Here is a 23,821-nt window from a genome sequence, read left to right as displayed (position 1 = left end):
CCATAGATGGTTTCTATTATGGTATTTCTTATACGAAATGCAACATATTTAAGTCAAGGAATGCAGATAACTCAGTTGATCTGTTTGCTTGTTATTAATTTATAATCAGTATACGGGTATTTGTAATGAAGGGCAACAACTATTTGTGTTTTACATACAAAAAAAGCTGACATTATAGTTAATGTCAGCTTTTTTGTACGTTTTTTTCAAATATTTCCAAAATGATAACGCTTCATTTGTGAAAAAATACGATTCTGATCCGTATCTAAGTGCTAAACCCGAACGGATCAGAATCAATACACAACTGATATTCGTGAAATCACTGAGCAATACCATTAGTTCGCTTATAGATCTTGTTATCATTTTGGCGATTATCTAAAAATAGCCAGAGACCTGTATTATTTTCTCAGTAGTAAATCACGATAAATATACTCGAAAATAAATTCAAATGCTTCAAGATGTCGTTTTGCTTCAAACGCATTTTTACCCCATGCATAGATACCATGTCCACGTAGAAGAATACCTGGAATAGATTGATTTAACACACCCTGTACTAACTCTGCAATTTTAGGGATTTCAGCATAGTTAGGTAATACAGGAATCGTAATTGCCGCATTTTCTTCCCAGATATTGAACGCTTTGATTAATTCAAGTCCTTGTATTGGTACTGCGCCTTGTTCACCGAAGTATTCGCTCACTAGATTGTTAAATACAGTATGCACATGGAAAACAGCTCCGCAACCTGTTTCACGATAAATTTCGCAATGAATCAATGTCTCTGCACTTGGCTTCAATCCTGTAGTCTCACATGGACGTCCATCTTGATCGACAAATAAGAAGTCGGATGGCGTGCTTACTGATTTATCTTTTCCACTAGCTGTGATCGCGAAATGGAAGTTCTCAGGCGTATAATCGCCTACACGTAGCGATAAGTTACCACTTGTACCTGGAAACCAATGTCTTGCGGCAAATTGCTCTTTGATGCCACTAAGCTCTTGTAATGTTGCTTGCTTATGCTCTAAAGGGATATTAACAAAACTCATGAATGTATCGCTCCTATTCTTTGTCCAAAATCTGAAATAATATCATGAAACGTATGGAAAGGTACATGATCTACACCTAATTCTACACATTTATCTGTTAATACAGAGCGGGAGTAGACTAGATCTGCAATCTTAGCTCCTTCAAAATCGGTTAGGCTGTCACCAATCAATATACGCTCGTATTGATCCGGTGAGAATTGACGCATGACTGTTGTTTTGCACATTCCGCAATCATTTTGACAATGTTCATCACAAGGATGTGTCCATACAATCTGAATGTACTCGCCACTAAAATCAGAACCATTACAGAAAATATGATCTTCTGCAATATCAAAAGGTGCTAATAATGGTTTTAAGAAAAAGTCGATTCCACCGCTAGTCACATAAAAAGGAACTTGATGACGATGAACCAAAGCTAGAAAATCGCTAAATCCTTCACGAATCCCCGCTGTGCTCATCACATAATCAACAATTTCTTGCTTTTGTGAAGAAGGAAGTAGTGCAAACATCTTGCCTACACCATCACGAATTGAGCGCTGTCCTCCTACGACTTCATTCATAATTTTCTCATAACCAGGAGGGGAGAAGTGCTTCATAATAGCGACAATATTATCTGAATTCGTAATCGTTCCATCAAAATCACAAAAAATAATCGGTTGTTTACTTACACTCATCGTTCTCCACCCCAAAGTTCTAATGCTTGTCTAAGTTCATGATGTCCTTGAGCGGCATAATCAGCCAGCGAAGTACCTGCTAGTGCAGCATCAATAGCTTGTTGGAACGCTTTACCGCCAGCGCTAGCACCTTCTGGATGACCATGAATACCGCCACCTGCATTAATGATCACTTCATTGCCAAAGTCTTTTAAAATCAACGGTACAAGCCCTGGATGAATCCCGGCTGATGGTACAGGAAAGCTATGCTGGAAAGGCAGTTCTGGAGAAACCAGTTGCTCGCGAATAGCCATATTTTCTTCTTTAGGCATTACAACAGAGCCATAAGGAGAAGGGAATAGTACCAGATCAGCGCCCGCAATACGCATCAATTGACCGAGCAATACCGAAGCAGAGATTCCATAATAAGGCGAAGGATAATACGCTCCTGCAAGCGATGGATGCGCCATGATTGGGATATTAATTTCAGGATCACGTGCCAGTTCATGAAGAACATCATATCCATAAGCTAATACATTAAGTAAAAGTGCATTAGCGCCGGAATCAATCGCTTTTTTGGCTTGTTCTTTTAGATGAAAAGTATGACCGGTTAAGTTAGCAGCATAAAGTACTTTTTTACCAGTTTGAGCTTGTACATCATCCGCAGCTTTACGGCAAGCCGCTACCCGCTTTTCAATCGGTGTTAAATCATTTTCGAACAAAATCTCATCATCTTTAATCAGATCGACGCCACCTAACGCTTGTGCGGTAAATTGACGTGTTAATTCATCCAGATCATGACCGATAACCGATTTGAAAATACTCATCAATAATGGACGTTCAGGAATACCAAGAATACGGCGTACACCTTCAATACCAAATTTAGGCCCTGTAAAAGCTTTTAAAAAGGTATCTGAAAATTGTAAATTGGTTAATTTGATCTGACCATCCATCGAAATTTTACCAAACACTGTAATAAGTAGAGCAGGGATATCCGAGCTAAAATTAGCATCAGGATAAGCGATCTGAATATCCGCATACCGCTCACCTTGCTCTGATTCATGCACATCTACTGAAATAACTTCACCCAGATGTTTTTTCATTGATTGTTGCTTGGCAGCAGGTAATTCTGTCCAGCTACCGACAGTCATTCCGATTGCAATCGAAGATGCTTTTTTATGAAAATCAGCTTTGCTATCGTAACAACGATAAGAAGCGATACAGTAACTCATGAATTGTCCTCCTTGAGTGCAGCGCCCATCTCGCGGGAACGTTCTGCACAGCGTTCTACAGCACGCATAATCGTTTCTTGCATATGAGCCTCTTCAAATACTTTGATAGCGGCTGCGGTTGATCCATTAGGTGAAGTGACTTTGGCACGTAAAGCAGCAGGTTCTTCTCCAGTCTGTTGTACCATATGAGAAGCGCCGATCACTGTCTGAACAGTCAGCTCACGTGCTTGTTCCGCTGATAATCCGCCTTCGACTCCTGCTCGAATCATTGATTCCATCACATAATAAATGTATGCAGGCCCACTTCCAGAAATACCAGTCAATGTTTCCATTTGCGATTCTTCAATCTCGGTTACAGTACCGACCGCTTCAAATAAATGATGAACCAATTGACGTTGTTTTAGAGTGACTTCTTCGGAAAAGACAAGACCTGTCGCTCCAAGTCCAATACTGCTAGACGTATTAGGCATTGTACGTGCTACAGGTTGCTTGCGACCCAGTAGATGCTGGATCGTTGCTACTTCCAAGCCTGCAATCACAGATACAACAAGTTGATCTTCTGTTAATGTAGGTCCTAATTGACGAAGCGCATTAGCCGCATCGACAGGCTTCATCGCAAGTACAATAACTTTGGATTGTTGTAAAGCAGCAACACGCGCCGATTCTTCTCCAGCTACAGATACGCCATAACGTTGAACTAAATAATTCAAACGATCTTGATTACCACGATTCAGCATCGTCACTTGATCTGGAACCACTACAGCACGATTCACTAGACCTCGTAAAATAGCTTCTGCCATAGACCCTGATCCATAAAAACAAACAGGTTCTGTTATTAACGTTTGCATCGATTGAGGGTGACTCATCGTTATATCCATCCTTTCAAGCGCTTGGCAATATAAGCGCGCTATCTTCTAGTCAAATCAAACATGATTTTTGCAAAGCAAAATATCTTACGTCACGCGCTTGGCAATATAAGCGCGCTATCTTTTAGTTAAATCAAAACATGATTTTTGCAAAGCAAAATATCTTACGTCACGCGCTTGGCAATTTCATATTTATATTATTGACGAATTTGACCGTTTCCGTAAATACGATATTTGGTAGAAGTAAGAGCAGGCAATCCCATAGGACCACGAGCATGTAACTTTTGTGTGCTAATACCAATCTCTGCGCCAAATCCAAATTCAAATCCATCGGTGAAGCGAGTAGAAGCGTTATGATATACAGCTGCCGCATCGACTTCTTGCATAAATCGTTTTGCATTTTCTTCATCAGCCGTCACGATACATTCTGAATGCTTTGTGCTATAAGTCGCGATATGTTCCAGAGCTTCATCAAGGTCGGCTACGATTTTGATATTGAGAATATAGTCGCTATACTCGGTAGCGTAATCTTGTTCTGTTGCTTCATGTGCCCATGAAATGCGTTCACGTGTAAGTGCACATCCACGAATCTCTACTTGATCCTGGCGTAGCGCTTCTGCAAGTGTTATAAGAGCAGTCTGATCGTAATCGGTATGCACCAACAGGGTTTCCATCGAATTACAGACTGAAGGACGTTGTACTTTAGCATTGATAGCGATATCTTGCGCCATTTGATGATCTGCTGTCGCATCGATAAAAGTATGACAAATCCCAGCGCCAGTCTCAATAACAGGAACTGTAGAATTTTGCACAACATTTTGGATTAGCGAATGACCACCACGCGGAATAATCACATCTATAATACCGTTAAGCTTCATCATTTCATTGACAGAAGCACGATCAGCATCTTCGATCAGTTGTAAAGCATCATGTGGAATAGCGGATTGTTCTAAGGCTTGATGGAGAATCTCTACTATTTTGCGGTTGGATGAAAGTGCGGCTGAACCACCGCGCAACACGACTGCATTTCCTGTTTTGAGCGATAATCCTGCGGCATCTACAGTCACATTAGGACGAGCTTCATAGATAATGCCAATCACACCAATAGGAACGCGAATCTTTTCGATAATTAATCCATTTGGACGTTCTAGTGTTTCTAATAGCTCACCGATAGGATCATCCAGATCAGCGATTTGGCGTAAAGCAGAAGCAATGCCTTCAATACGTACGCTATCCAGACGCAAGCGGTCTAACATAGATTCAGAAGTTCCTTGCGCACGTCCATGTTCCAAATCTTCTATATTTGCTGTAATAATCTCATCGGTATGAGAAATTAATGCTTTTGCCATCCTAAGCAATGCTTCGTTTTTGTCTTGAGTCGATAGTGCTCCGAGTCTAGTCGAAGCTTGTTTGGCAAGAGTGGACTTGTCTACTACTTCACTCATAATAAAAAACCTCCTCTATCATAATCAGTCATAATCAGTTCACGTACAAATCAATCATTATAAAGAAACCCATTCATCTCGATGGACAGCTTCTAATCGGTGGATATCTTCAATACCTAATCGTGTAGATATTTCAGAGCTTGGAAGACCACAGATTAATTGTAATTGATCATGGTCATAATTGACGATACCTCGACCAAGTACTTCACGTTGAAGATTAACAACTTCAATAACATCACCGGCATGGAATTGTCCTTCGACTTGCTTGATCCCGACAGGCAATAGGCTACGATTCTCACGACTCAATGCATAGGCTGCTCCATCATCGACAATTAGCGTACCAAGCGGAGTTGATAAAAATCCAAGCCATTGTTTTTTGATCGAAAGAGCAGACACATGAGTAGCAAAATAAGTGCCTTTGCCATGATGATCAATCGCAGCTTTGAGATCGCCGACTTCGCGTACACGACCGACAAAGACAGGTACACCGCCACGAGTAGCGATTTTGGCAGCATCAAGCTTGGAGCGCATTCCGCCTGTACCTACTGCTGAACCTGAACCTCCAGCAACTGCATAGATCTCATCAGTAATCTCATCGATTCGATCGTATCGTGTAGCTGTAGGATCATGACGTGGATCTGCGCTATACAATCCTTCCATATCTGTCAAAATAACTAATTGCGAAGCACGAGCTAGATTTGCCACAAGTGCAGATAAGGTATCATTATCGCCGAATTTTAATTCATCGACAGACACTGTATCATTTTCGTTAAAAATAGGGATAACTCCTTGCTTGAGCAATTCTTCGATCGTCATCGTCGCATTACCTGTACGCTTACGATTATTAAAATCACTGCGTGTTAACAAAATCTGTCCACTGACAATCCCATGACGGGCAAAAGCTTGTTGATAATCACGCATTAATAGCGCTTGACCGACCGATGCGGCGGCTTGCTTTTCGTGTAATAATTTGGGGCGTGAATGATACCCAATTTCTCTAAAACCTGCTGCTACTGCTCCAGAAGTGACTAACAGAACAGAGTAGCCTGCATGTTGTAATGATGCGATCTCATCTGCAAAAAAATCAACAGCTTGATGATCGAGTCCTCCTTGTGATCCGGTTAGCGAGCTGCTCCCAATCTTGACAACAATACGCTGATTTGACAATCGTATCACTCCTTTATAACTGCCTGACTTACTATGATATTTCTTGAAAATATAGACAAAAAAGACTTTCATCCTCTACATCATTATACGATGCAAAGGACGAAAGTCTGAGCTTCCGCGGTACCACCTTTATTGATAGACTCTATCATTCTATCCGGCTTACTTGTCCAAGATAACGGTAGGTATCCGTTCAGCGTTATAGGCGCTAAAAGCTCGGGGGTAGGTTTCGGTAAGAGCTGGTGGCGAATCCTTTCAGCCTCTGGGATTCACTCTCTATACACACCGCGGGCTTACGTACTGTTCCCGTCATCACGATTGATTCATATCGATAACGTGCATCAAAGTCACGCTAACTGTTGCAAACTAGAATAGCATGATCAAGCGCTTTTGCCAAGCACCGCATCACACACTTGAATCTTATTTGAATAAGTCTAGCTTCCCAATTCGGCGAACTGCTTCTTGCAATCGTTCTTCTGAAGTGAGTAGACCGATACGCACATATCCTTCACCTTTGGTGCCGAAGCCAACTCCTGGAGCTACAGCAACATGTGCTTTTTCCAGTAATAAGGTTGCAAATTCTTCTGAACCCATTCCGTTAGGTGTAGGTAGCCATGCAAAGAACGAGCCTTTAGGCGCTTTTGCTTCCCAACCGATTTTTTCCAATTCCGCAAAAAAAGCATTCCGGCGGGATTCATAGGTAGCGACTAGATCAGTTACACATTGTTGAGAATCGGTCAAAGCTTTGGCTGCCGCCGCTTGAATACCTCCAAACAAACTCACATACACATGATCTTGCATCAAGTTGATCAGGCGAATAATCTCTTTATTTCCTAGAGCAAAAGCAACCCGCCAACCTGCCATATTGTATGTTTTGGACAACGTATAAAACTCGACACCGACTTCTTTGGCACCGGGAATCTGTAAAAAGCTAACCGGTTGTTCGTCGTCAAATCCAATTGCCCCATAAGCAAAATCGCTGGCAACTACAATATTATGTTTGGCTGCAAATTGTACTGTTTCTTCATAGAAAGAGTAAGGAGCTGTAGCAGATGTCGGATTATTCGGATAATTAAGAAACATCAGCTTGGCTTTTTCTAATACTTCAGGTGCAATAGCACTGTAATCTGGCAAATATTTATTTTCTTCTGTTAAAGGCATAAATGACATCTCTGCACCGGATAAAGCGACACCAGACCAATAATCAGGGTATCCCGGATCAGGGACAAGGCAGATATCTCCTTGCTCTAGCATGATCTGACTTATTTCAATCAGCCCTGTTTTGCCACCGAATAAGATAGCCACTTCAGTCTCAGGATCAAGATCGACATTATAATCTTCCTTATAACGTTGCGCGGCCGCTTCTTTCAAAAAAGAATAACCTGAAAAAGGAGAGTATTTGTGATATTGGGGATTGCCTGCGGCTTCACGTAATTCTTCAACAATATGCGCAGGTGTAGGTTGATCCGGGTTGCCTTGTCCCAAATTAATAACGTCATGTCCTGCGGCAACCTGACGATTCACATTTTGTACAAGTTTCGCAAAAAACTGTTCTGGCAATTGGTTCATCACACTAGCAGGTGTAATAGATATACTTGGCACGTTATTTGTTGTTGAGTTAGGGTTTGAATGGGTGTTCATCATTATCACTCCGTATCCGGTAAATTCATGTTATGATTGCTACAATTTTAAAAGAACTCAAGTCTTCCTAATCTATCATGATTTTTCCGATCAGTATAGAGGAGATTTAAAGGAATAGAAACTAGTTTCTATTCCTAGCTAATGGTATATAGAGGATATCAAAAACAATAAACTCATGATACATTAAAAGTAGAACAGATTTGTACTATTATTTAAGCTTGGATAAAGGGGAATGATCACTAATGACAAATACACGCCAATTACATATTGCTTTAATTCAAATGGATATTGAACTTGCCAATCCTACAGTGAATCAACAACGTGCTGAAGAGTGGATTGCTCAAGCGATGACAGCAGAGCAGAAGCCGGATGTTGTTGTACTGCCTGAAATGTGGAATACAGGGTATGCTCTGGATCGCTTGGCAGGATTAGCTGAACCTGAAAATGGGAAGCTGACTACATGGATGAGTGATATGGCTAAGCGGTATCAGATTGTGCTGGTAGGAGGTTCCATATCAGAACAACGTGAAAGTGGATTTTATAATACATTGTATGTGTATGACGCGGATGGTGAGCGTAGTGCCAAATACGACAAAATTCATTTGTTCAAATTAATGAATGAAGAGAAGTTTATGCAACCCGGCGAGCAGACTGCTTTATTTCCATTACATGATGTAACTGCTGCGGCTTCGATCTGTTACGATCTTCGTTTTCCTGAATTAGCGCGTAGTCTTGCTCTGGCAGGTGCACAAATCTGGTTCGTTCCTGCGGAGTGGCCTCATCCACGTATGCATCACTGGCGTACACTATTAACAGCACGTGCGATCGAAAATCAAATGTATGTAGTGGCTTGTAATCGTGTAGGACGTGATGAAAATAGTGAGTTTTTCGGTCATTCGATGATTATCGATCCATGGGGCGAAGTATTAGCAGAAGGTGATGAAGCAGAAGGTATTATTAGCGCCACAATCGATCTTGATCTAGCAGATGAAGTACGTGGACGTATTCCTGTTTTTGCCGATCGTCGTCCTGAATTATATATTCATAAGCAAAAGTAAAACAATACAATAGTAAAAAGATTGATTTTACACAAGCAGAAATAATACAGCACATCTGGTGTGCTATTATTTCTGCTTTTTGTATACTGTTATTCTGTAAGAGTAGATGAAAATGGAAAACAACTGCCCACACAAAAAGAGAAACTCATCAAATTTATTTATAATACTTACTAAAAGTTAGTTAGTTCGGTGTTCAGCAACATTCTTCTGCAAAGGTCTTTTGTTATTGCGCAAACTGTTTATAATAAAGATATACAACAGCAACACATCACTACGAAATGAAATAAGTATACGTAATTAGTTTAACTTAAAGATATTTTAAATAAGAGTATTCAAACATGATGTAACACTAAAAAAATGAAACATAAAGGAGATCATTATTATGACACTTCGTACAGCAGGTATTCACCACATCACTTCTTTTGTAGCCGATCCACAACGCAATGTTGACTTTTATGCAGGTGTACTTGGACTACACATGGTCAAAAAAACAATCAATTTTGATGCACCAGATGTTTATCATTTATACTTTGGAGATGCTGGTGGTAGCCCGGGAACAATCGTTACTTTTTTCCCACAACCAGGTGCACGTAAAGGTGCTGTTGGAGCAGGGCAATTGGGAATTACCGTATTTGCTGTTCCTACAGGATCGCTTGATTTCTGGAAAGAACGGTTAACACGATTAGGTATTCGTTTTGAACCAGTACAACGTTTTGGCGAACAATTGTTACGATTTGAAGATCATGATGGTCTACGAATTGAATTGGTTGAACGTGAAGGCGGCGCAGCAAGTACATGGGAATGGGATGGTATCACATCTGCACAAGCGATTAAAGGATTTGGTGGCGGTGTATTGTTCAGTGCAGTCCCTGCAAAAACATTGCATACCGTAGAACATGTACTTGGACTTACCAAAATTGCAGAAGAAGACGGATATGTTCGTTTTCAAGCAGATGGCGAGATCGGAAATATTATTGATGTGAATTCTCGTGAATTACCAAGAGGTATTGCTGGTGCAGGAACAGTGCATCATATCGCATGGCGTGCGGCTGACTTTGCAGAGCATGAACTATGGCGTGAACAAGTACAAGCGGGTGGCTTCCAACCTACACCTGTTATTGATCGTCAATATTTCAATGCTGTGTACTTCCGTGAAGAAGGTGGCATCTTGTTCGAGATTGCTACAGATCCTCCAGGATTTGCAAATGATGAACCAGCAGATCAATTGGGACAAAAATTAATGTTACCTGAATGGTATGAACCACAACGTGAATTGATTGAACAAAATCTATTACCGATCGAAGTTCGTAAAATAGCTCCTCAATCGTAATAACAACTTCAATAAGATATTTTACTTTGCACCCATCATTTTATAATATGAAAAAAAAATTGCCCGTATATTATCAAGCACGTATAGAGGAGGAACAGAGATGACACTGACATTAAAACACATTTTCAAGCAAGGTAAAGATACGTCACAACCTGTTTTGTTATTGTTACATGGTACAGGAGGAACAGAAAACGATTTGATTCCGTTAGCAGAACGTCTTGCGCCGGAAGCTTCGATTTTGGGTGTACGTGGAGCTGTGTTGGAAAACGGAATGCCACGCTTTTTCCGTCGCCTGGCTGAAGGGGTATTCGATGAACCCGATTTGATTGCTCGCACTCATGAGCTTAATACATTTTTGGATGAAGCAGCGGTAGAATACGGATTTGATCGTCGCAATATTGTAGCCGTTGGATATTCAAATGGTGCGAATATTGCAGCAAGCTTACTTTTCCATGATAATCAATCGTTAAAAGGCGCTGTTCTGCATCATGCGATGGTTCCACTTCGCAGTATAGCGTTACCTGATCTAGCTGGCATTCCTATCTTTATGGGTTCAGGAACTAACGATCCGATTATTCCTCGCGCTGAGACAGAAGAATTGGCGAAATATTTTATCGATGCAAATGCAGAAGTGCATTTACACTGGGAAAATTACGGTCACCAGTTAACAGCAACTGAAGTGGAAGCAGCAGTACAATGGTATAATCAACAGTTCACATCGTAAAAAGAAGTATAGTAACCATGCGCTCGTATAAACAGCTATGATTATAGATTTTGTTATAAAAATATTGTTTGTATCCAAATAAAAAGTTCAATCTATCGTTATCAATCCAAATAAAAAACGCTATTGCTTTTAGTGCAGCAATAGCGTTTTTATTTCATTATTTTACTTATCACGATATCTATCTAATTAGAGATGATCCAAGAAGAATTAAGATTTGGTGTCAGGTACGATGCAAGAGCCATCAGCACATACATCGCCTTCGGTACTGTTAATCATTTGCAAAGGATGATCTTCTGCCCATACATCTTGCAATGTATTTAGAAATACTTCTGTCGGTTGTGCGCCAGAGATACCGTATTTGTTATTCACAACAAAGAAAGGGACACCGGTAACGCCTAATTGATTCGCTTGTTGTTCATCTTGGCGAACTTCTTTACCGAATTGCTCACTGTTCAAAAATGCTTCTGTTTCTGCACGATCCAAGCCTACACGTTCAGCAATATCTAACAATGTAGCATGATCGCCGATATGCAATGAATCTGTAAAGTAAGCGCGGAATAAAGCTTCATTCATTTCAGCTTCTTTACCATGAGCAGTAGCAAATTTAAGTAAACGATGCGCATCAAAGCTATTTGTTAATACCATCGTATCAAATTGGAAATCCAAACCTTCGTTTTTGGCTTGTTGCCATAAATTAGCGCTGTTTTGTTTGACTTGTTCTAAGGTTAAGCCAAATTTGTTCATCAACATTTCATACATATTCATCGGAATATCTTTAGCTGCATTCGGATCTAATTCAAAACTACGGAAGCTCACTTCAACTTCATCCCGATTAGGAAATTGTTCCAGAGCTTTATTTAGACGAGCTTTGCCGATATAACAAAAAGGACATTGATAATCTGACCACACTTCAATTTTCATACGGATAATCCTCCACTACAATAAATTTATAATGATATTCAAAAATAGAATGGCAAAAGGTGTAACCATTATAGTTGCATTAGAAATAGTATAACCTGAATTGATTGTTATTAATAGTATTTTTATTACTTTTTGTAATTAAATCTCTTCTAATTGATTCTGTTCGCCCCAATCACACATCATATCTAAGATTGGAATTAACGATTGTCCGCGTTCTGATAAACGGTATTCTACTTTTGGCGGCACTTGAGGGTATTCTGTACGGATAATCAATTGATCTTGTTCTAGTTCTTTTAATGTAGCACTTAACGTTTTGAAAGAAATCGTGCCTATTGAACGCTTGAGTTCATTGTAACGCATTACTTTATTTTCTCCTGCTAACCAATACATAATAATCATTTTATATTTTCCGCCTACTAGTGAAAGCGTATAGCCAAATCCCGTATCTTTCAGGTTAACACCTGTTAGACTGTAGTCACCAATATGCATTGCTAATTCTCCTTTCAGGCATTCCATACTTTCTTTGAGGTTAGTACCTAACTTTAAAGTGCGTACTTTTTTATGATAAGTATCCGTCTTACAATAGGTTTAGCAAGTCCAACCAAGCTAAATATAATGGAGGTTTATCATATGAAAACATTAGTAATCGTAACGCATCCTAATATGCAAGATTCCGTCATCAATAAACGCTGGATTCAAGAACTGGAAAAGTATCCTGATCAATTCACGATTCATGAACTTTACAAAGTCTATCCTGATGAAAACATAAATGTAGAGCAAGAACAAGCACTTGTCGAAGCACATGATCATATCGTTTTCCAGTTTCCATTGTACTGGTTTAATTGCCCGCCACTGTTGAAAAAATGGCTTGATGAAGTATTAACGTATGGCTGGGCGTATGGTTCAACAGGTAAACACTTTACCGATCGCAAAGTTGCTATCGCTGTGACTGTAGGCGTTAGTGAAGCAGATTACCAACCTGACGGAAAATATCGCTATACGTTAGAACAAATATTACTGCCTTTTGAAATGACATTTGATTATATTCATGCTTCGTATCAAGGTTTCACCGCTTTTTATAGTGCAGAGCATGAATCGACACCAGTACGGATTGAAGAAAATATCTCTGAATATATTCATTTTCTACAACATATTTAAAAAATACATTTCTTAATGAACTAACACCTATCATATACAGTACGTCTAGCAATTAGCATATATATAGAAACAAAATAAAATTATAAGGGAATGCATAGACTGCATTTCCTTATTTTATTGTTCAGGATGTACTACATTAATCATTGTTTCTTTAAACGTATTTACAAATGCTTCAGCCGCTTTGGATAAATATCTACCTTTGCGACGTGCTATCACAAGTGTACGACTTGGAATCGGTTCTGCTAAAGGAAGATAGATGGGTAAAAACTCGCCACGTCTGGCGCGCGCTATATAATGAGGAACAAAAGTAACACCCATTCCTGTAGCGACCAAAGATTGGATCGTCTCGATATTATTACTTTCAAATACGACCTGCGGTTCAAAACCTGCTTCTTTACACACATCGAATACAATTTTGCGGAATCCTTGTCCTTTTTTGAGCACGATAAAAGGTTCATGTTCTAATTCTTTCAATTCTACAGGTCGATGATCGCCATTCGCAAATCGCTGAGCTAACGGATGATTAGGCGGTACAGCCAGATCGATCAATTCATCACCTACCGGTTCATACGTGAGTGACGGTTCGGTAAGAGGAAGAGCGAGTAGACTAAGGTCGGTTTTACCGCTAGCGGTTAACTTTTCTAAATTGAGTGATGTATCTTCGATTAAGATCACTTCAATCTGCGGATAAGCAGCACGAAAAGCAGGGAGTACATGAGGGAGAAGATGAGAACCGGTAATCTGCATACTACCGACCACTACACGTCCACTTTGTAATTGTGAAATATCTGCCATCTCTTGACGTAGCTGTTCTACAGCATCAATGATTTTTTGAGCTTGTTCTACAAAATTAGTACCTGCATGTGTTAATTCAACTGTACTGGTATTACGCTGAAAAAGGAGCACACCTAATTCTTTTTCTAATTTGGATAATTGCTGACTAAGTGAAGGTTGAGCGATATGTAGTTTCTCTGCTGCGCGCGAAAAGTTACGTTCAGCAGCAATCTGTAGTGCATATTGCAGTTGTCTAAGTTCCATATGACGTTGCTCCTTCGTACACGTATTATTTTTATACATCTATTTTAATCAAAATTCACTTATAAGTATAGCCTATAACTTCTATAGTTATTATATCTTGGAACAATATAGCACGTAATGTTATATTAGATTCAATATAAAGCGGTGCTTCATTCTCAGGTCCAAGATTTCATTGCAGCCATCACCATTTGCTGCAAGAGAATGTTCGCTGACTTAGTCCGAATCTTATGATGGGGTGAAAATAATGAGTAAAAAAACATTGTACGAGAAAATTTGGGATAATCACGTTATTTTTCAACAAGAAAATCAACCAAGTATTTTGTATATCGATCTACATTTAGTGCATGAAGTAACATCTCCGCAAGCATTTGAAGGCTTGCGCTTGAGCAATCGCAAAGTGCGTCGTCCTGAATTAACATTTGCAACGATGGATCATAATGTGCCGACAACAGATCGTTTCAACATTAAAGATCCAATCTCCAAGCAACAAATCGATACACTAAGTCAGAACTGTGCGGACTTTGGCGTGAAATTGTTCGATCTGGATACGATTGATCAAGGGGTTGTCCACGTTATGGGTCCAGAATTAGGATTGACTCATCCGGGCAAAACGATTGTATGTGGAGATAGCCATACATCGACTCATGGTGCTTTTGGTGCTCTTGCTTTCGGAATCGGAACAAGTGAAGTAGAACACGTAATGGCAACACAATGTTTGCAACAATCCAAGTCCAAAACGATGGAAATTCGTTTTAATGGGTCACGCAAACCCGGTGTAACAGCTAAAGATATGATTTTGGGCGTTATTGCTAAATACGGTACCGATTTTGCAACAGGTTATGTATTGGAGTATACAGGTGAAGCGATTCGTGATTTGACGATGGAAGAGCGTATGACTGTATGTAATATGTCTATTGAAGGTGGCGCAAGAGCAGGATTAATCGCACCAGATGCAACAACTGTAGAATATCTTCGTGGTCGTCAATATGTGCCTCAAGGTGCAGCCTTTGAAGAAGCTGTAGCACGCTGGGAACAGTTAACAACAGATGAAGGTGCAGAGTATGATACTGTACTTGAATTTGATGTTGATGCTTTGATTCCACAAGTAACATGGGGAACAAGCCCGGGTATGGGTACTGATATCACTTCTTCTGTACCGAACCCTGCTGATTTCACCACTGAAAATGAACGTAGAGCTGCTGAAAAAGCACTTGAATATATGGATTTGGCTCCAGGTACACCAATGGCTGAAATTCCAGTCGATTATGTATTTATCGGTTCGTGTACGAATGGACGGATTGAAGATTTGCGCGCAGCGGCGGCTGTAGCCAAAGGATATACTGTGTCAGACCGTTTGACAGCGATTGTTGTTCCAGGCTCTGGACGTGTGAAGATTCAAGCGGAAAAAGAAGGTTTGGATGTGGTATTTAAAGAAGCTGGCTTTGAATGGCGTGAAGCAGGATGCAGTATGTGTCTGGCGATGAACCCTGACGTATTACAACCGGGACAACGTTGTGCTTCGACATCGAACCGTAACTTTGAAGGTCGTCAAGGACGTGGTGGACGTACGCATCTTGTGTCTCCAGCAATGGCAGCAGCAGCGGCGATTACAGGGCACTTTACCGATGTACGTGACTGGAATTTCAAATCAGAAGTATTGAACTAGGAGAGGGGTAATTATCCATGGAAGAATTTAAACAATTAAATGGGATCGTGGCTCCTGTAGACCGCGTGAATGTAGATACAGATGCTATTATTCCGAAGCAGTTTTTGAAAAGAATTGAACGTACTGGTTTTGGACAATTTCTATTTTACGAATGGCGCTGGGATGAAGCAGGGAATGTGAATCAAGAATTCGAAATGAATAAACCTCGCTATGAAGGTGCTTCTGTACTTGTTTCTCGTGCCAACTTTGGTTGCGGTTCTTCTCGTGAACATGCGCCGTGGGCGATTATGGATTACGGATTCCGTTGTGTGATCGCACCATCATTTGCTGATATTTTCTACAACAACTGTTTTAAAAACGGTATTTTGCCAATCAAATTATCAGAAGAGCAAGTACAGGATATTTTCCAACGTACTGCCGATCATGAAGGATACCGCTTAAAAGTCGATTTGGAAAACAAACAATTGTCTGATGATTATGGTCTGACGATAGATTTTGATCTTGATGAGCATCGTCGTCAATTTTTGCTTCAAGGTCTGGATGATATCGGCTTGACGTTACAACATGAAGCTGATATTACAGCGTACGAAAAAAACAAAGCTCAACATTTATTCGTATAATTCTTAAAAAAATGCATAACCCTGTCGATAGTACTTATGACAGCGGGTTGTGCATTTTTATTTTGCCAAATCTGCTTTGGATTTTAAGGTTACATTGACGTAACATTTTTAAATTTAAGGAAAGCTCGCGCTCATTCTGTTAAGATTGTAAAAGACTCGCAACTTTTGATAAAGTTAAGCGTCTAATAAATCGTCTGGTTGTATGTGAAAACCGGTAGGAGCCGTACAAGAAGTTCGGTAATAAAAAACGGGAATGGTAGGGGTGAAGAATGAAGAAATTTGCTTTTTTGTTATTTTTGTTTGCGTTTATGTGGTCCTTTCCCCACATCAGTGATGCTGCCACGAACACACGTGTTGTACTAGATGGACAGCAACTTAGTATTCCGGAAGATGTGCAGAATATTGATGGTTCGGTGATGGTGCCGATTCGTGTGATTTCTCAGGAATTGGGTTACCAAGTAACCTGGGATCAAGATGCTGGTAAGGTTGCGATTGATGGTGAAGGTAAATCAATCACATTGAATATTGGCAAAAAATCGGCTTTTGTCGACAACCAAACGTACACGCTGAATACAGCACCTGTGGTTCAAAATGGAACAACATTGGTACCGATTCGTCTGGTTAGTGAACAGATGGGGATCAAAGTAAACTGGAATAACAGCGACAAAATTGTCACGTTGGCAACAACAGGCACGAGCACCGGCGGAGGAACGACTTCGGAATCAGGATCAAACGCCGAGAACGGTCTTGCACTGGTGAACGGTATTAGCTTCAGTGAAAGCCGCTTATTGGTTACACTGGACAAAAACGTAGCACCGAAAGTATCCAAAATGGATTCACCTAATCGGATTGTGATTGATCTGCCTAACTCTGATTTTGGTGGAGGATTTGGTCAATCAGCAAGTGCCGGACAAATTCAAACGCTTGCTGTAGAGAACAATGATAAAGTTTCTCAAATTCGTTACTCACAGTACAGCACAGATCCTTCTTCTGTTCGGATCGTTATTGATCTGAACAACAAGCAGAATTACGAAGTCTTTAACGAAGGCAATGGATTGTTGATCGTTGATCTAACACCAGATAACGGCACGACACCTAAGCCTACTGTTCCAACAACGACAGAAGGAACAACGCAAGGCGGATCTTCTGTAGGAAATGATGGCAAAAAAGTTGTCGTTATTGATGCAGGACATGGATATCAAGATCCAGGAGCGATCGGTTCTGTAAGTAGTGAGAAAGCATTGAATCTTGCAGTCGCTTTGAAAGTAGAAGCTATTTTAAAACAAGATCCAAATATTGATGTAGTTCTTACACGTTCAGATGATACATTCCTTGAACTGAAACAACGTGTCAAAGTAGCTGAAAAGCTGAATGCAGACCTATTCGTCTCGATTCACGCGAACAGCAGTAGTTCTTCTGCGGCTTCCGGTACAGAAACATATTACCAACGCAGCAATAGCAAAAAGCTAGCACAGACGATTCACAAGTATCTAGTAGCTGCAACAGGCTTTAAAGATCGTGGTGTACAATATGGTAATTTCCATGTAATCCGCGAAACGACAATGCCAGCGGTATTGTTAGAAGTTGGATTTATCAGTAATAAATCCGAAGAAGCTAAAATGAATGATGCTTCCAGACAACAAGCGGTTGCTGATGGTGTCGTTAAAGGAATCAAAGAATATTTAGGTGTATCCTAAAACAAAATACAGAATTGCCAAAAGATCAGTCCTATAGGATATATTCCATAGATGACTGATCTTTTGTTTTTAGAAAAAAATAAATCAGAGATAACTTTTAACGATTTGTTGACGTAAGTAAAAAATTACTGAAAATTCATGTAAACGATGCGTGCAATTCGTCACAGAACATGTTAAGATACGAATTGTATTGTCATTGAAGATTGGGTACGAGATCTAATGCTAGACGCAGCAATCCCTATCATGCAGGTACAGTGAGACGATACCGTCTGAGTCGCGGAAAATGCCGTGGACAGGCGGTTTTTTGCAGGAGGAATACTAATGAATGCCACTACAGTGAGACATATTTTAGATACCATCGCTGGCATGTTCCCAGATGCGCACTGCGAACTTAATCATAACAATGCGTTTGAACTGACGATTGCTGTACTGCTCTCGGCACAATGCACAGATGCGACAGTCAACAAGGTGACGGCAGATTTATTTCAGAAATATCACACACCACAGGATTATATCTCTGTACCACTCGAAGAATTGGAACAAGATATACGGCGTATTGGATTGTATCGCAACAAAGCGAAGCATATTCAAAATTTATGCCAGATCCTGATTGAAAAATATGGTGGAGAAGTGCCTGGTGAACATGACCTGCTTGTACAGCTTCCAGGAGTTGGACGTAAGACAGCGAATGTGGTCGTATCCAATGCATTTGATGTGCCGGCTTTTGCAGTAGATACTCATGTTGAACGTGTATCCAAAAGGCTAGGACTCGCAAACTGGAAAGACAATGTAACCGAAGTGGAAAACAAGCTGAACAAGCGTGTACCCCGGGATGAATGGACGATTAGTCATCATCGTTTTATTTTTTTCGGACGGTATCATTGCAAAGCTCAAAATCCTGCTTGTCAGGTATGTCCACTATTGGACATTTGTCGTGAAGGCAAAAAAAGAATGAAAACTTCTCTAGTGATCAAAGAGAAAAAGGTCAAACCTAAAATCTCAAAGTCAGTAGAGAAAAACAACACTACAACATAAAAAGAGGTCGAACGTTATGAAATGCATTTCCGTATACACTGATAATTTTGAACAATTTTCTGATATCTTTGAGCAAGTGGTAGCAGAAGAATTGGCTGAAAACGAAGAAAAAGAAGTTGACGGTATTACTGTTAACTATTCTGGCGATGTACCTGATTACTATATCGAGCGTATGGCACAAAAACGCGATGTTGTTGTGATGAAAGACAAAGGTAAAGGAATTACTATTTTGCAACATGGTAAATTGTTCGAAATTCTAGTTCCTGTTGCTGAAAAAGAAGCTAGCGTTATCTAATTCAGTAATACTATAACAGTGCTCAAATAAGGCTTTTTATGAAAGTATCTATACGATCTTCCGATCGGTTATTATAGATGCTATTCGTAAAAAGCCTTTTTTATGATTAAAATACAAGAAGTGGAAAAGCCTGTCGTAGCATATAAGATCGGCTAGCTTGTAATCCAATAGTTACAGCAGGTGTATCACAATGGTACAATATCAGCAAAGTAAATTTGAGCAGAGATCATGCATGATGGAGGGCATACTGATGCAAGCGATTACACCAACGACGAAAGATTCGTTCGATCATATACTAGAACAATTAAAATCAACACTGGAACAACAAGGAAATACGGCTGCTGCGAACAAAGCACAAGATTTAATCCAGAAGCATCGTTCCGAAGAATTGGTGCTTGCTTTTTGTGGGCATTTTTCTGCGGGTAAATCTAGCCTAATGAACTGGTTATGTGGTAAACAGGTATTACCGACCAGTCCTATTCCTACAACAGCAAATATTGCTGCGATTCGTGATGGAGAACCGCGTGCTATTGTACATTTAAATAATCAAGAGCCATCATTTGAAATAGGGTTAGATGAATTAGATGAATATTGCAAAAACGGCGGTGAGTACGAATCTGTCGATCTATGGGACGATATTAAGCTTCTAGGCGCTCATGGTGTGTTATTAGATACACCGGGTGTAGATTCGACAGATGCGGCGCACGAAGCGGCTACGTACTCTGCTCTGCATCGTGCTGATGTTGTATTTTATGTGATGGATTATAATCATGTTCAATCCGAAACCAATCTTTCTTTTGCCAAAACACTATCCGAACGAGGCAAACCTTTATATTTGATCGTCAATCAAATTGATAAGCATGATGATCTAGAGTTACCTTTTGCCGACTACCAGCGAGGTGTAGCTCAGTCTTTTGCAGGACGTGGCATTGAGCCAGCAGGTATTCTGTATGTCTCCAGACAGGAGCCTCAGCATCGTCATGGTAAGCTAGAACGACTGCGGACAGTGATTGGTGAATTGCTTGTAGAGCGTGAACCGTTACGAATGTATAGCCTATCACAAGCGATATGGGAATTAGCAGAAGAACATACCAAATGGTTGCAAGCGCAAATGAACCATGAACAAGAGCAGTCTGATACTGAAGATGAACAGCATGATGATATGACTGTAGAACAACTCAATACTCAATTAGAACAATTTGAACAACAGATCGTTACAGCGCAAAATAAAATCGAAGATTATCGCAAATCATGGAGCTGGGAAATCGGACGTTTGGTCGATCAAGCGAATATTACACCTGCACCTGTACGCGATCTCGCTCAACTGTATCTAGAAAGTGAACGACCTGGATTTAAAAAAGGATTTTTCGCTTCAAAAGACAAAACAGCCCAAGAGCGTGCGCAACGCAAGTCTACTTTTTTGAACGCTTATCGTGAGCAAGTTGCTGCTAATCTAGATGTTCATGTACGTGGCTTATTGCGTGGATGGAGTCAAGAGCAACAGCTATGGACAGAAGAACAAGAAACGTTGTTAACTTCTTCTTTACCTCAGATCACAGAACGTGATATTGAAGCAGGTGCAGGCTCAGATGTAGCGATATCAGGTGAATATGTACTGAACTATACGCGTGCCTTACGTGAAAAAACAGTAGCTATTTATCGTCGTGCTGCACTGGATGCAATAGAGCGTTTATTTGAGCAATTACAACCCAAAGTAGAAGCCGAACAGCATACATTACAACAAGAACGTGATCAATTATCTGAACGCTATCAATCTTTGATGCATCAACAGCAGTTAGAACAGCAAAAAGAACAAAGCGATCAAGCAGTACGCAAATTATTGCCTGCACGTGCACAACTTCAAGCACAATGGCTACCTGCTATTCAAGAAGAATCTATAGAAGCTCAATCTGTAGATCAGATCAATACACCACAGGCAGTCCAGAAAGAAGCAACAACAGAACAATCACTAGATGCTTCTATACTCAATAAAAGTGCAAGCAATAATCCAGATGATGCAGCACTACAAGCAAAAGGGAATACAGTATCTTCTCACCGCAAAGAGCGTCTGTTACAAACGGCTGTGCAATTACGTCAAGCGTCCGATATGATTGAACATATTAAAGGATTAAGCCTACCGGCTACCGAATTGCGTCGCCGTGCACATGTTATGGAAAATGGTAAATTCACGCTCGCTTTATTCGGTGCTTTTAGCGCAGGCAAGTCGTCATTTGCAAATGCTTTGCTAGGAGAAGCGGTTCTTCCTGTTTCCCCGCATCCGATGACAGCTGCTATTACACAGATTATGGCACCTGAAGGTGAGTATGGTCATGGTACAGCGCAAGTATTTATGAAAAGCCGAACCGAAATGCAAGAAGATATTAGCGGTGCTTTTCGCTTATTAGGATTGCCTGAGATGACGTTAGAGCAAGATTGGGGTAAACAGATATCTTCATTATCTCCTGCCCGTATTCATCCATCTGCGCGCGCTCATTATAATTTTGTGATCGCAGCAGCGGCAGGCTGGCAAGAAGCGGAACCTTTACTTGGACAGGAACTGAAAATAGGGCTGGATCAATTTAGAGGATTTGTATCCGAAGAAACAAAATCTTGCTTCGTCCGCCGTATTGATCTGTATTATCATTGTGAATTAACAGCTCAAGGGATGGTACTGGTAGATACACCGGGAGCCGATTCTGTTAATGCTCGTCATACCGGAGTTACTTTTGAATACATGAAATCAGCAGATGCACTCGTATTTGTTACGTATTATAATCATGCGTTTACTCATGGAGACCGTCAGTTGTTAGAACAATTAGGACGGGTTAAAGGTAGTCTTGCTTTAGACAATATGTTCTTTGTAGTTAATGCTTCTGATCTTGCTTCTTCAGAAGAAGAAAAGAATCAAGTAGTAGAACGTATAGTGCATGAGTTAAATACAACCGGAATTCGTAAGCCTAATATTTATGCATTGTCTAGTCGTAGAGCGATTCAAGGAAATGATGAAGGATTCCGACAATTCCAACAGCATTTTACAAGCTTTGCCGATGAGACATTAGCAGGGCTGGCTATTCAAGCCGCTTATGATGAAGTGGAGCGGGTGCGCAAAACGGTACTCACATGGGAAGATGCGGCGAAGCGTGGAGAAGCTTATCGTGTAGAACGGATGCAACAATTGGTGCAAGAACGAGCCGCCGCACATGCTGCCGCTATGCGTATGTTCCAGACTGAACCTGATCGACGAATTCAAGAAGAAAGTGGCGAATTGTTATTCCATGTTCGTCAACGGGTACGCTTGAAGGCGCTAGATTGGATGCCTGAAATCTTTAATCCATCTCTGCTTAATAGTGAATCACCTGATCTCAAAGCAGATTTTGCCGCTTGTGGACGAGAGCTATTGCGCCGTTTATCAACAGAATTAGAACAAGAAGTGCTAGCGACAACGTTACGTATGGAAAAAGCTTCTGAACGAGTGGTAAGTGAACGATTAGAAGTGTATGGACGTGAAGCAGAAGCGGCAGCCGCAGGTTTGACGTTGTCTAAGCCAGAATTAACGAAATGGCAGACACCAGAATTAGCACAAATGAAAATAGCAGATGTACTGGATTGGAAGTCACTCTGGTCGTTGTTCCGTAATCCTCGCTATTTCTTCGAGCAAGGTGGACGTGAGAAATTCCGTGAAGAAGTATCTGCGCGATTGGATCAGCTGATTGCGACGATGTTGGATGAGCAACGTGAACGGTTGTCACAATATTATATTGTCGGGCTAAATGAAAGATTACAAGAAGCAGCTGACGATATGCAGCGTCAAATTGCAGAATGGGTCGAAGGAACAGAAGCATCGTTACAAACAGACGTTAGCGCAGACCGTTGGTCAGCATTAGCGAGTGATCTGTATGAATTAAGTCATCATGTATCCGCAGAAGATCAAGAAAGAATCAAGCAAGCCTATAATTTGTAAAGTTAGACTATAAAGTCATATCAGAACTAAATAATAAATAAAAAGAGCGCACTGTCAAAAGACATGCGTTCTTTTTTTAACTATATAAAATTTCCTTATTATTATATTTGTGAAAATAAACACAGAATAAAATGCCTAAAATGATAACGCTTTTACCAAATAATTGCATAAACAAGTTTACAAAACTTGACTTCTGTTACGAAATGGTCGTGAACCGTAGTATTTTGTATTATTTCATTAAAATTAACGGTTTATGTCTAAATTATGGCATAAA

At 40.4% G+C, this 23,821-nt stretch carries 20 protein-coding genes and 1 other annotated feature; of the genes, 10 read left to right on the top strand and 10 right to left on the bottom strand.

Going from position 1 to position 23,821, the window contains the following annotated elements; genetic code table 11:
• Positions 1-398: 398 nt before the first annotated feature.
• From mtnB to QCD85_RS07645, 7 genes are all read right to left on the bottom strand, one after another.
• Positions 399-1,043 (bottom strand): methylthioribulose 1-phosphate dehydratase, encoded by a 645-nt coding sequence (gene mtnB, locus QCD85_RS07675; protein WP_301262187.1) that lies wholly within the window; start codon positions 1,041-1,043, stop codon positions 399-401.
• Positions 1,040-1,717, bottom strand: coding sequence for a 2-hydroxy-3-keto-5-methylthiopentenyl-1-phosphate phosphatase (locus QCD85_RS07670; protein ID WP_273612825.1), 678 nt, complete (start codon positions 1,715-1,717; stop codon positions 1,040-1,042). The genes mtnB and QCD85_RS07670 overlap by 4 nt, the downstream gene beginning before the upstream one ends.
• Positions 1,714-2,928 (bottom strand): 2,3-diketo-5-methylthiopentyl-1-phosphate enolase, encoded by a 1,215-nt coding sequence (locus QCD85_RS07665; RefSeq protein ID WP_301262186.1) that lies wholly within the window; start codon positions 2,926-2,928, stop codon positions 1,714-1,716. Before QCD85_RS07665 ends, QCD85_RS07670 begins: the two co-directional genes overlap by 4 nt.
• A complete protein-coding gene (proC, locus tag QCD85_RS07660; RefSeq protein WP_301262185.1) occupies positions 2,925-3,794 on the bottom strand; it encodes a pyrroline-5-carboxylate reductase in 870 nt (289 codons plus the stop codon). The genes QCD85_RS07665 and proC overlap by 4 nt, the downstream gene beginning before the upstream one ends.
• A 197-nt stretch (positions 3,795-3,991) precedes the next feature.
• Positions 3,992-5,239: a glutamate-5-semialdehyde dehydrogenase gene (locus QCD85_RS07655; RefSeq protein ID WP_301262184.1), complete on the bottom strand. Its 1,248-nt coding sequence runs from the start codon at positions 5,237-5,239 to the stop codon at positions 3,992-3,994.
• A 57-nt stretch (positions 5,240-5,296) separates the two neighbouring features.
• Positions 5,297-6,478 carry a glutamate 5-kinase gene (proB, locus tag QCD85_RS07650; RefSeq protein ID WP_441005607.1) on the bottom strand — a complete coding sequence of 394 codons (1,182 nt, stop codon included), beginning with the start codon at positions 6,476-6,478 and terminating at the stop codon, positions 5,297-5,299.
• Positions 6,479-6,498: 20 nt separating this feature from the next.
• Positions 6,499-6,725: a binding site (T-box leader), on the bottom strand.
• A 98-nt stretch (positions 6,726-6,823) separates the two neighbouring features.
• Positions 6,824-8,044, bottom strand: coding sequence for a pyridoxal phosphate-dependent aminotransferase (locus QCD85_RS07645; protein ID WP_273612820.1), 1,221 nt, complete (start codon positions 8,042-8,044; stop codon positions 6,824-6,826).
• A 242-nt stretch (positions 8,045-8,286) separates the two neighbouring features.
• On the opposite strand from QCD85_RS07645, the gene QCD85_RS07640 reads away from it, so the two are divergent.
• The 3 genes from QCD85_RS07640 to QCD85_RS07630 all read left to right on the top strand — a co-directional run bounded on the left by QCD85_RS07640 (position 8,287) and on the right by QCD85_RS07630 (position 11,156).
• Positions 8,287-9,102 carry a carbon-nitrogen family hydrolase gene (locus QCD85_RS07640; RefSeq protein WP_301262183.1) on the top strand — a complete coding sequence of 272 codons (816 nt, stop codon included), beginning with the start codon at positions 8,287-8,289 and terminating at the stop codon, positions 9,100-9,102.
• A 382-nt stretch (positions 9,103-9,484) separates the two neighbouring features.
• Positions 9,485-10,432, top strand: coding sequence for a ring-cleaving dioxygenase (locus tag QCD85_RS07635; RefSeq protein WP_301262182.1), 948 nt, complete (start codon positions 9,485-9,487; stop codon positions 10,430-10,432).
• 100 nt (positions 10,433-10,532) lie between these two features.
• A complete protein-coding gene (locus QCD85_RS07630) occupies positions 10,533-11,156 on the top strand; it encodes an alpha/beta hydrolase (RefSeq protein ID WP_301262181.1) in 624 nt (207 codons plus the stop codon).
• A gap of 207 nt (positions 11,157-11,363) precedes the next feature.
• Here the strand turns inward: QCD85_RS07630 and QCD85_RS07625 are convergent, their stop codons facing one another.
• Together QCD85_RS07625 and QCD85_RS07620 are read right to left on the bottom strand one after the other, a co-directional pair.
• Positions 11,364-12,077, bottom strand: coding sequence for a DsbA family oxidoreductase (locus tag QCD85_RS07625; protein ID WP_301262180.1), 714 nt, complete (start codon positions 12,075-12,077; stop codon positions 11,364-11,366).
• Between the two features lie 138 nt (positions 12,078-12,215).
• The gene (locus tag QCD85_RS07620) at positions 12,216-12,566 is read right to left on the bottom strand and encodes a winged helix-turn-helix transcriptional regulator (protein WP_301262179.1); all 351 of its coding nucleotides are present in this window, start codon (positions 12,564-12,566) and stop codon (positions 12,216-12,218) included.
• Between the two features lie 141 nt (positions 12,567-12,707).
• On the opposite strand from QCD85_RS07620, the gene QCD85_RS07615 reads away from it, so the two are divergent.
• Positions 12,708-13,235, top strand: a complete 528-nt coding sequence (locus QCD85_RS07615) for an NAD(P)H-dependent oxidoreductase (protein ID WP_273612814.1) — start codon at positions 12,708-12,710, stop codon at positions 13,233-13,235.
• A 114-nt stretch (positions 13,236-13,349) separates the two neighbouring features.
• On the opposite strand, the gene QCD85_RS07610 is transcribed toward QCD85_RS07615, so the two are convergent.
• Positions 13,350-14,273, bottom strand: coding sequence for a LysR family transcriptional regulator (locus tag QCD85_RS07610; protein ID WP_273612813.1), 924 nt, complete (start codon positions 14,271-14,273; stop codon positions 13,350-13,352).
• A 244-nt stretch (positions 14,274-14,517) separates the two neighbouring features.
• On the opposite strand from QCD85_RS07610, the gene leuC reads away from it, so the two are divergent.
• From leuC to QCD85_RS07580, 6 genes are all read left to right on the top strand, one after another.
• Entirely contained in the window at positions 14,518-15,939 is a 1,422-nt protein-coding gene (gene leuC / locus QCD85_RS07605) for a 3-isopropylmalate dehydratase large subunit (protein ID WP_273612812.1), read from the top strand.
• 17 nt (positions 15,940-15,956) lie between these two features.
• Positions 15,957-16,559 (top strand): 3-isopropylmalate dehydratase small subunit, encoded by a 603-nt coding sequence (gene leuD / locus QCD85_RS07600; protein ID WP_273612811.1) that lies wholly within the window; start codon positions 15,957-15,959, stop codon positions 16,557-16,559.
• 269 nt (positions 16,560-16,828) lie between these two features.
• The gene (locus QCD85_RS07595) at positions 16,829-18,256 is read left to right on the top strand and encodes an N-acetylmuramoyl-L-alanine amidase family protein (protein ID WP_273612810.1); all 1,428 of its coding nucleotides are present in this window, start codon (positions 16,829-16,831) and stop codon (positions 18,254-18,256) included.
• A 321-nt stretch (positions 18,257-18,577) separates the two neighbouring features.
• A complete protein-coding gene (nth, locus tag QCD85_RS07590; protein WP_273612809.1) occupies positions 18,578-19,291 on the top strand; it encodes an endonuclease III in 714 nt (237 codons plus the stop codon).
• Positions 19,292-19,307: 16 nt separating this feature from the next.
• The gene (locus QCD85_RS07585; protein WP_204823577.1) at positions 19,308-19,586 is read left to right on the top strand and encodes an NAD/NADP transhydrogenase alpha subunit; all 279 of its coding nucleotides are present in this window, start codon (positions 19,308-19,310) and stop codon (positions 19,584-19,586) included.
• Positions 19,587-19,836: 250 nt separating this feature from the next.
• Positions 19,837-23,547 (top strand): dynamin family protein, encoded by a 3,711-nt coding sequence (locus QCD85_RS07580; protein ID WP_301262178.1) that lies wholly within the window; start codon positions 19,837-19,839, stop codon positions 23,545-23,547.
• Positions 23,548-23,821: the final 274 nt, after the last annotated feature.

The organism is Paenibacillus sp. PsM32 (assembly GCF_030433815.1).
In the GTDB taxonomy this organism is placed as follows: Bacteria; Bacillota; Bacilli; order Paenibacillales; family Paenibacillaceae; genus Saccharibacillus; species Saccharibacillus kyungheensis.
This window is presented reverse-complemented; position numbering and strand designations above follow the sequence as displayed.

Excerpts from the sequence above, each read along its gene's own strand:
- mtnB (WP_301262187.1), bottom strand. The coding sequence starts at position 1,043 with ATGAGTTTTGTTAATATCCCTTTAGAGCATAAGCAAGCAACATTACAA.
- QCD85_RS07670 (WP_273612825.1), bottom strand. The coding sequence starts at position 1,717 with ATGAGTGTAAGTAAACAACCGATTATTTTTTGTGATTTTGATGGAACG.
- QCD85_RS07665 (WP_301262186.1), bottom strand. The coding sequence starts at position 2,928 with ATGAGTTACTGTATCGCTTCTTATCGTTGTTACGATAGCAAAGCTGAT.
- proC (WP_301262185.1), bottom strand. The coding sequence starts at position 3,794 with ATGAGTCACCCTCAATCGATGCAAACGTTAATAACAGAACCTGTTTGT.
- QCD85_RS07655 (WP_301262184.1), bottom strand. The coding sequence starts at position 5,239 with ATGAGTGAAGTAGTAGACAAGTCCACTCTTGCCAAACAAGCTTCGACT.
- proB (WP_441005607.1), bottom strand. The coding sequence starts at position 6,478 with ATGAAAGTCTTTTTTGTCTATATTTTCAAGAAATATCATAGTAAGTCA.
- QCD85_RS07645 (WP_273612820.1), bottom strand. The coding sequence starts at position 8,044 with ATGAACACCCATTCAAACCCTAACTCAACAACAAATAACGTGCCAAGT.
- QCD85_RS07640 (WP_301262183.1), top strand. The coding sequence starts at position 8,287 with ATGACAAATACACGCCAATTACATATTGCTTTAATTCAAATGGATATT.
- QCD85_RS07635 (WP_301262182.1), top strand. The coding sequence starts at position 9,485 with ATGACACTTCGTACAGCAGGTATTCACCACATCACTTCTTTTGTAGCC.
- QCD85_RS07630 (WP_301262181.1), top strand. The coding sequence starts at position 10,533 with ATGACACTGACATTAAAACACATTTTCAAGCAAGGTAAAGATACGTCA.
- QCD85_RS07625 (WP_301262180.1), bottom strand. The coding sequence starts at position 12,077 with ATGAAAATTGAAGTGTGGTCAGATTATCAATGTCCTTTTTGTTATATC.
- QCD85_RS07620 (WP_301262179.1), bottom strand. The coding sequence starts at position 12,566 with ATGCATATTGGTGACTACAGTCTAACAGGTGTTAACCTGAAAGATACG.
- QCD85_RS07615 (WP_273612814.1), top strand. The coding sequence starts at position 12,708 with ATGAAAACATTAGTAATCGTAACGCATCCTAATATGCAAGATTCCGTC.
- QCD85_RS07610 (WP_273612813.1), bottom strand. The coding sequence starts at position 14,273 with ATGGAACTTAGACAACTGCAATATGCACTACAGATTGCTGCTGAACGT.
- leuC (WP_273612812.1), top strand. The coding sequence starts at position 14,518 with ATGAGTAAAAAAACATTGTACGAGAAAATTTGGGATAATCACGTTATT.
- leuD (WP_273612811.1), top strand. The coding sequence starts at position 15,957 with ATGGAAGAATTTAAACAATTAAATGGGATCGTGGCTCCTGTAGACCGC.
- QCD85_RS07595 (WP_273612810.1), top strand. The coding sequence starts at position 16,829 with ATGAAGAAATTTGCTTTTTTGTTATTTTTGTTTGCGTTTATGTGGTCC.
- nth (WP_273612809.1), top strand. The coding sequence starts at position 18,578 with ATGAATGCCACTACAGTGAGACATATTTTAGATACCATCGCTGGCATG.
- QCD85_RS07585 (WP_204823577.1), top strand. The coding sequence starts at position 19,308 with ATGAAATGCATTTCCGTATACACTGATAATTTTGAACAATTTTCTGAT.
- QCD85_RS07580 (WP_301262178.1), top strand. The coding sequence starts at position 19,837 with ATGCAAGCGATTACACCAACGACGAAAGATTCGTTCGATCATATACTA.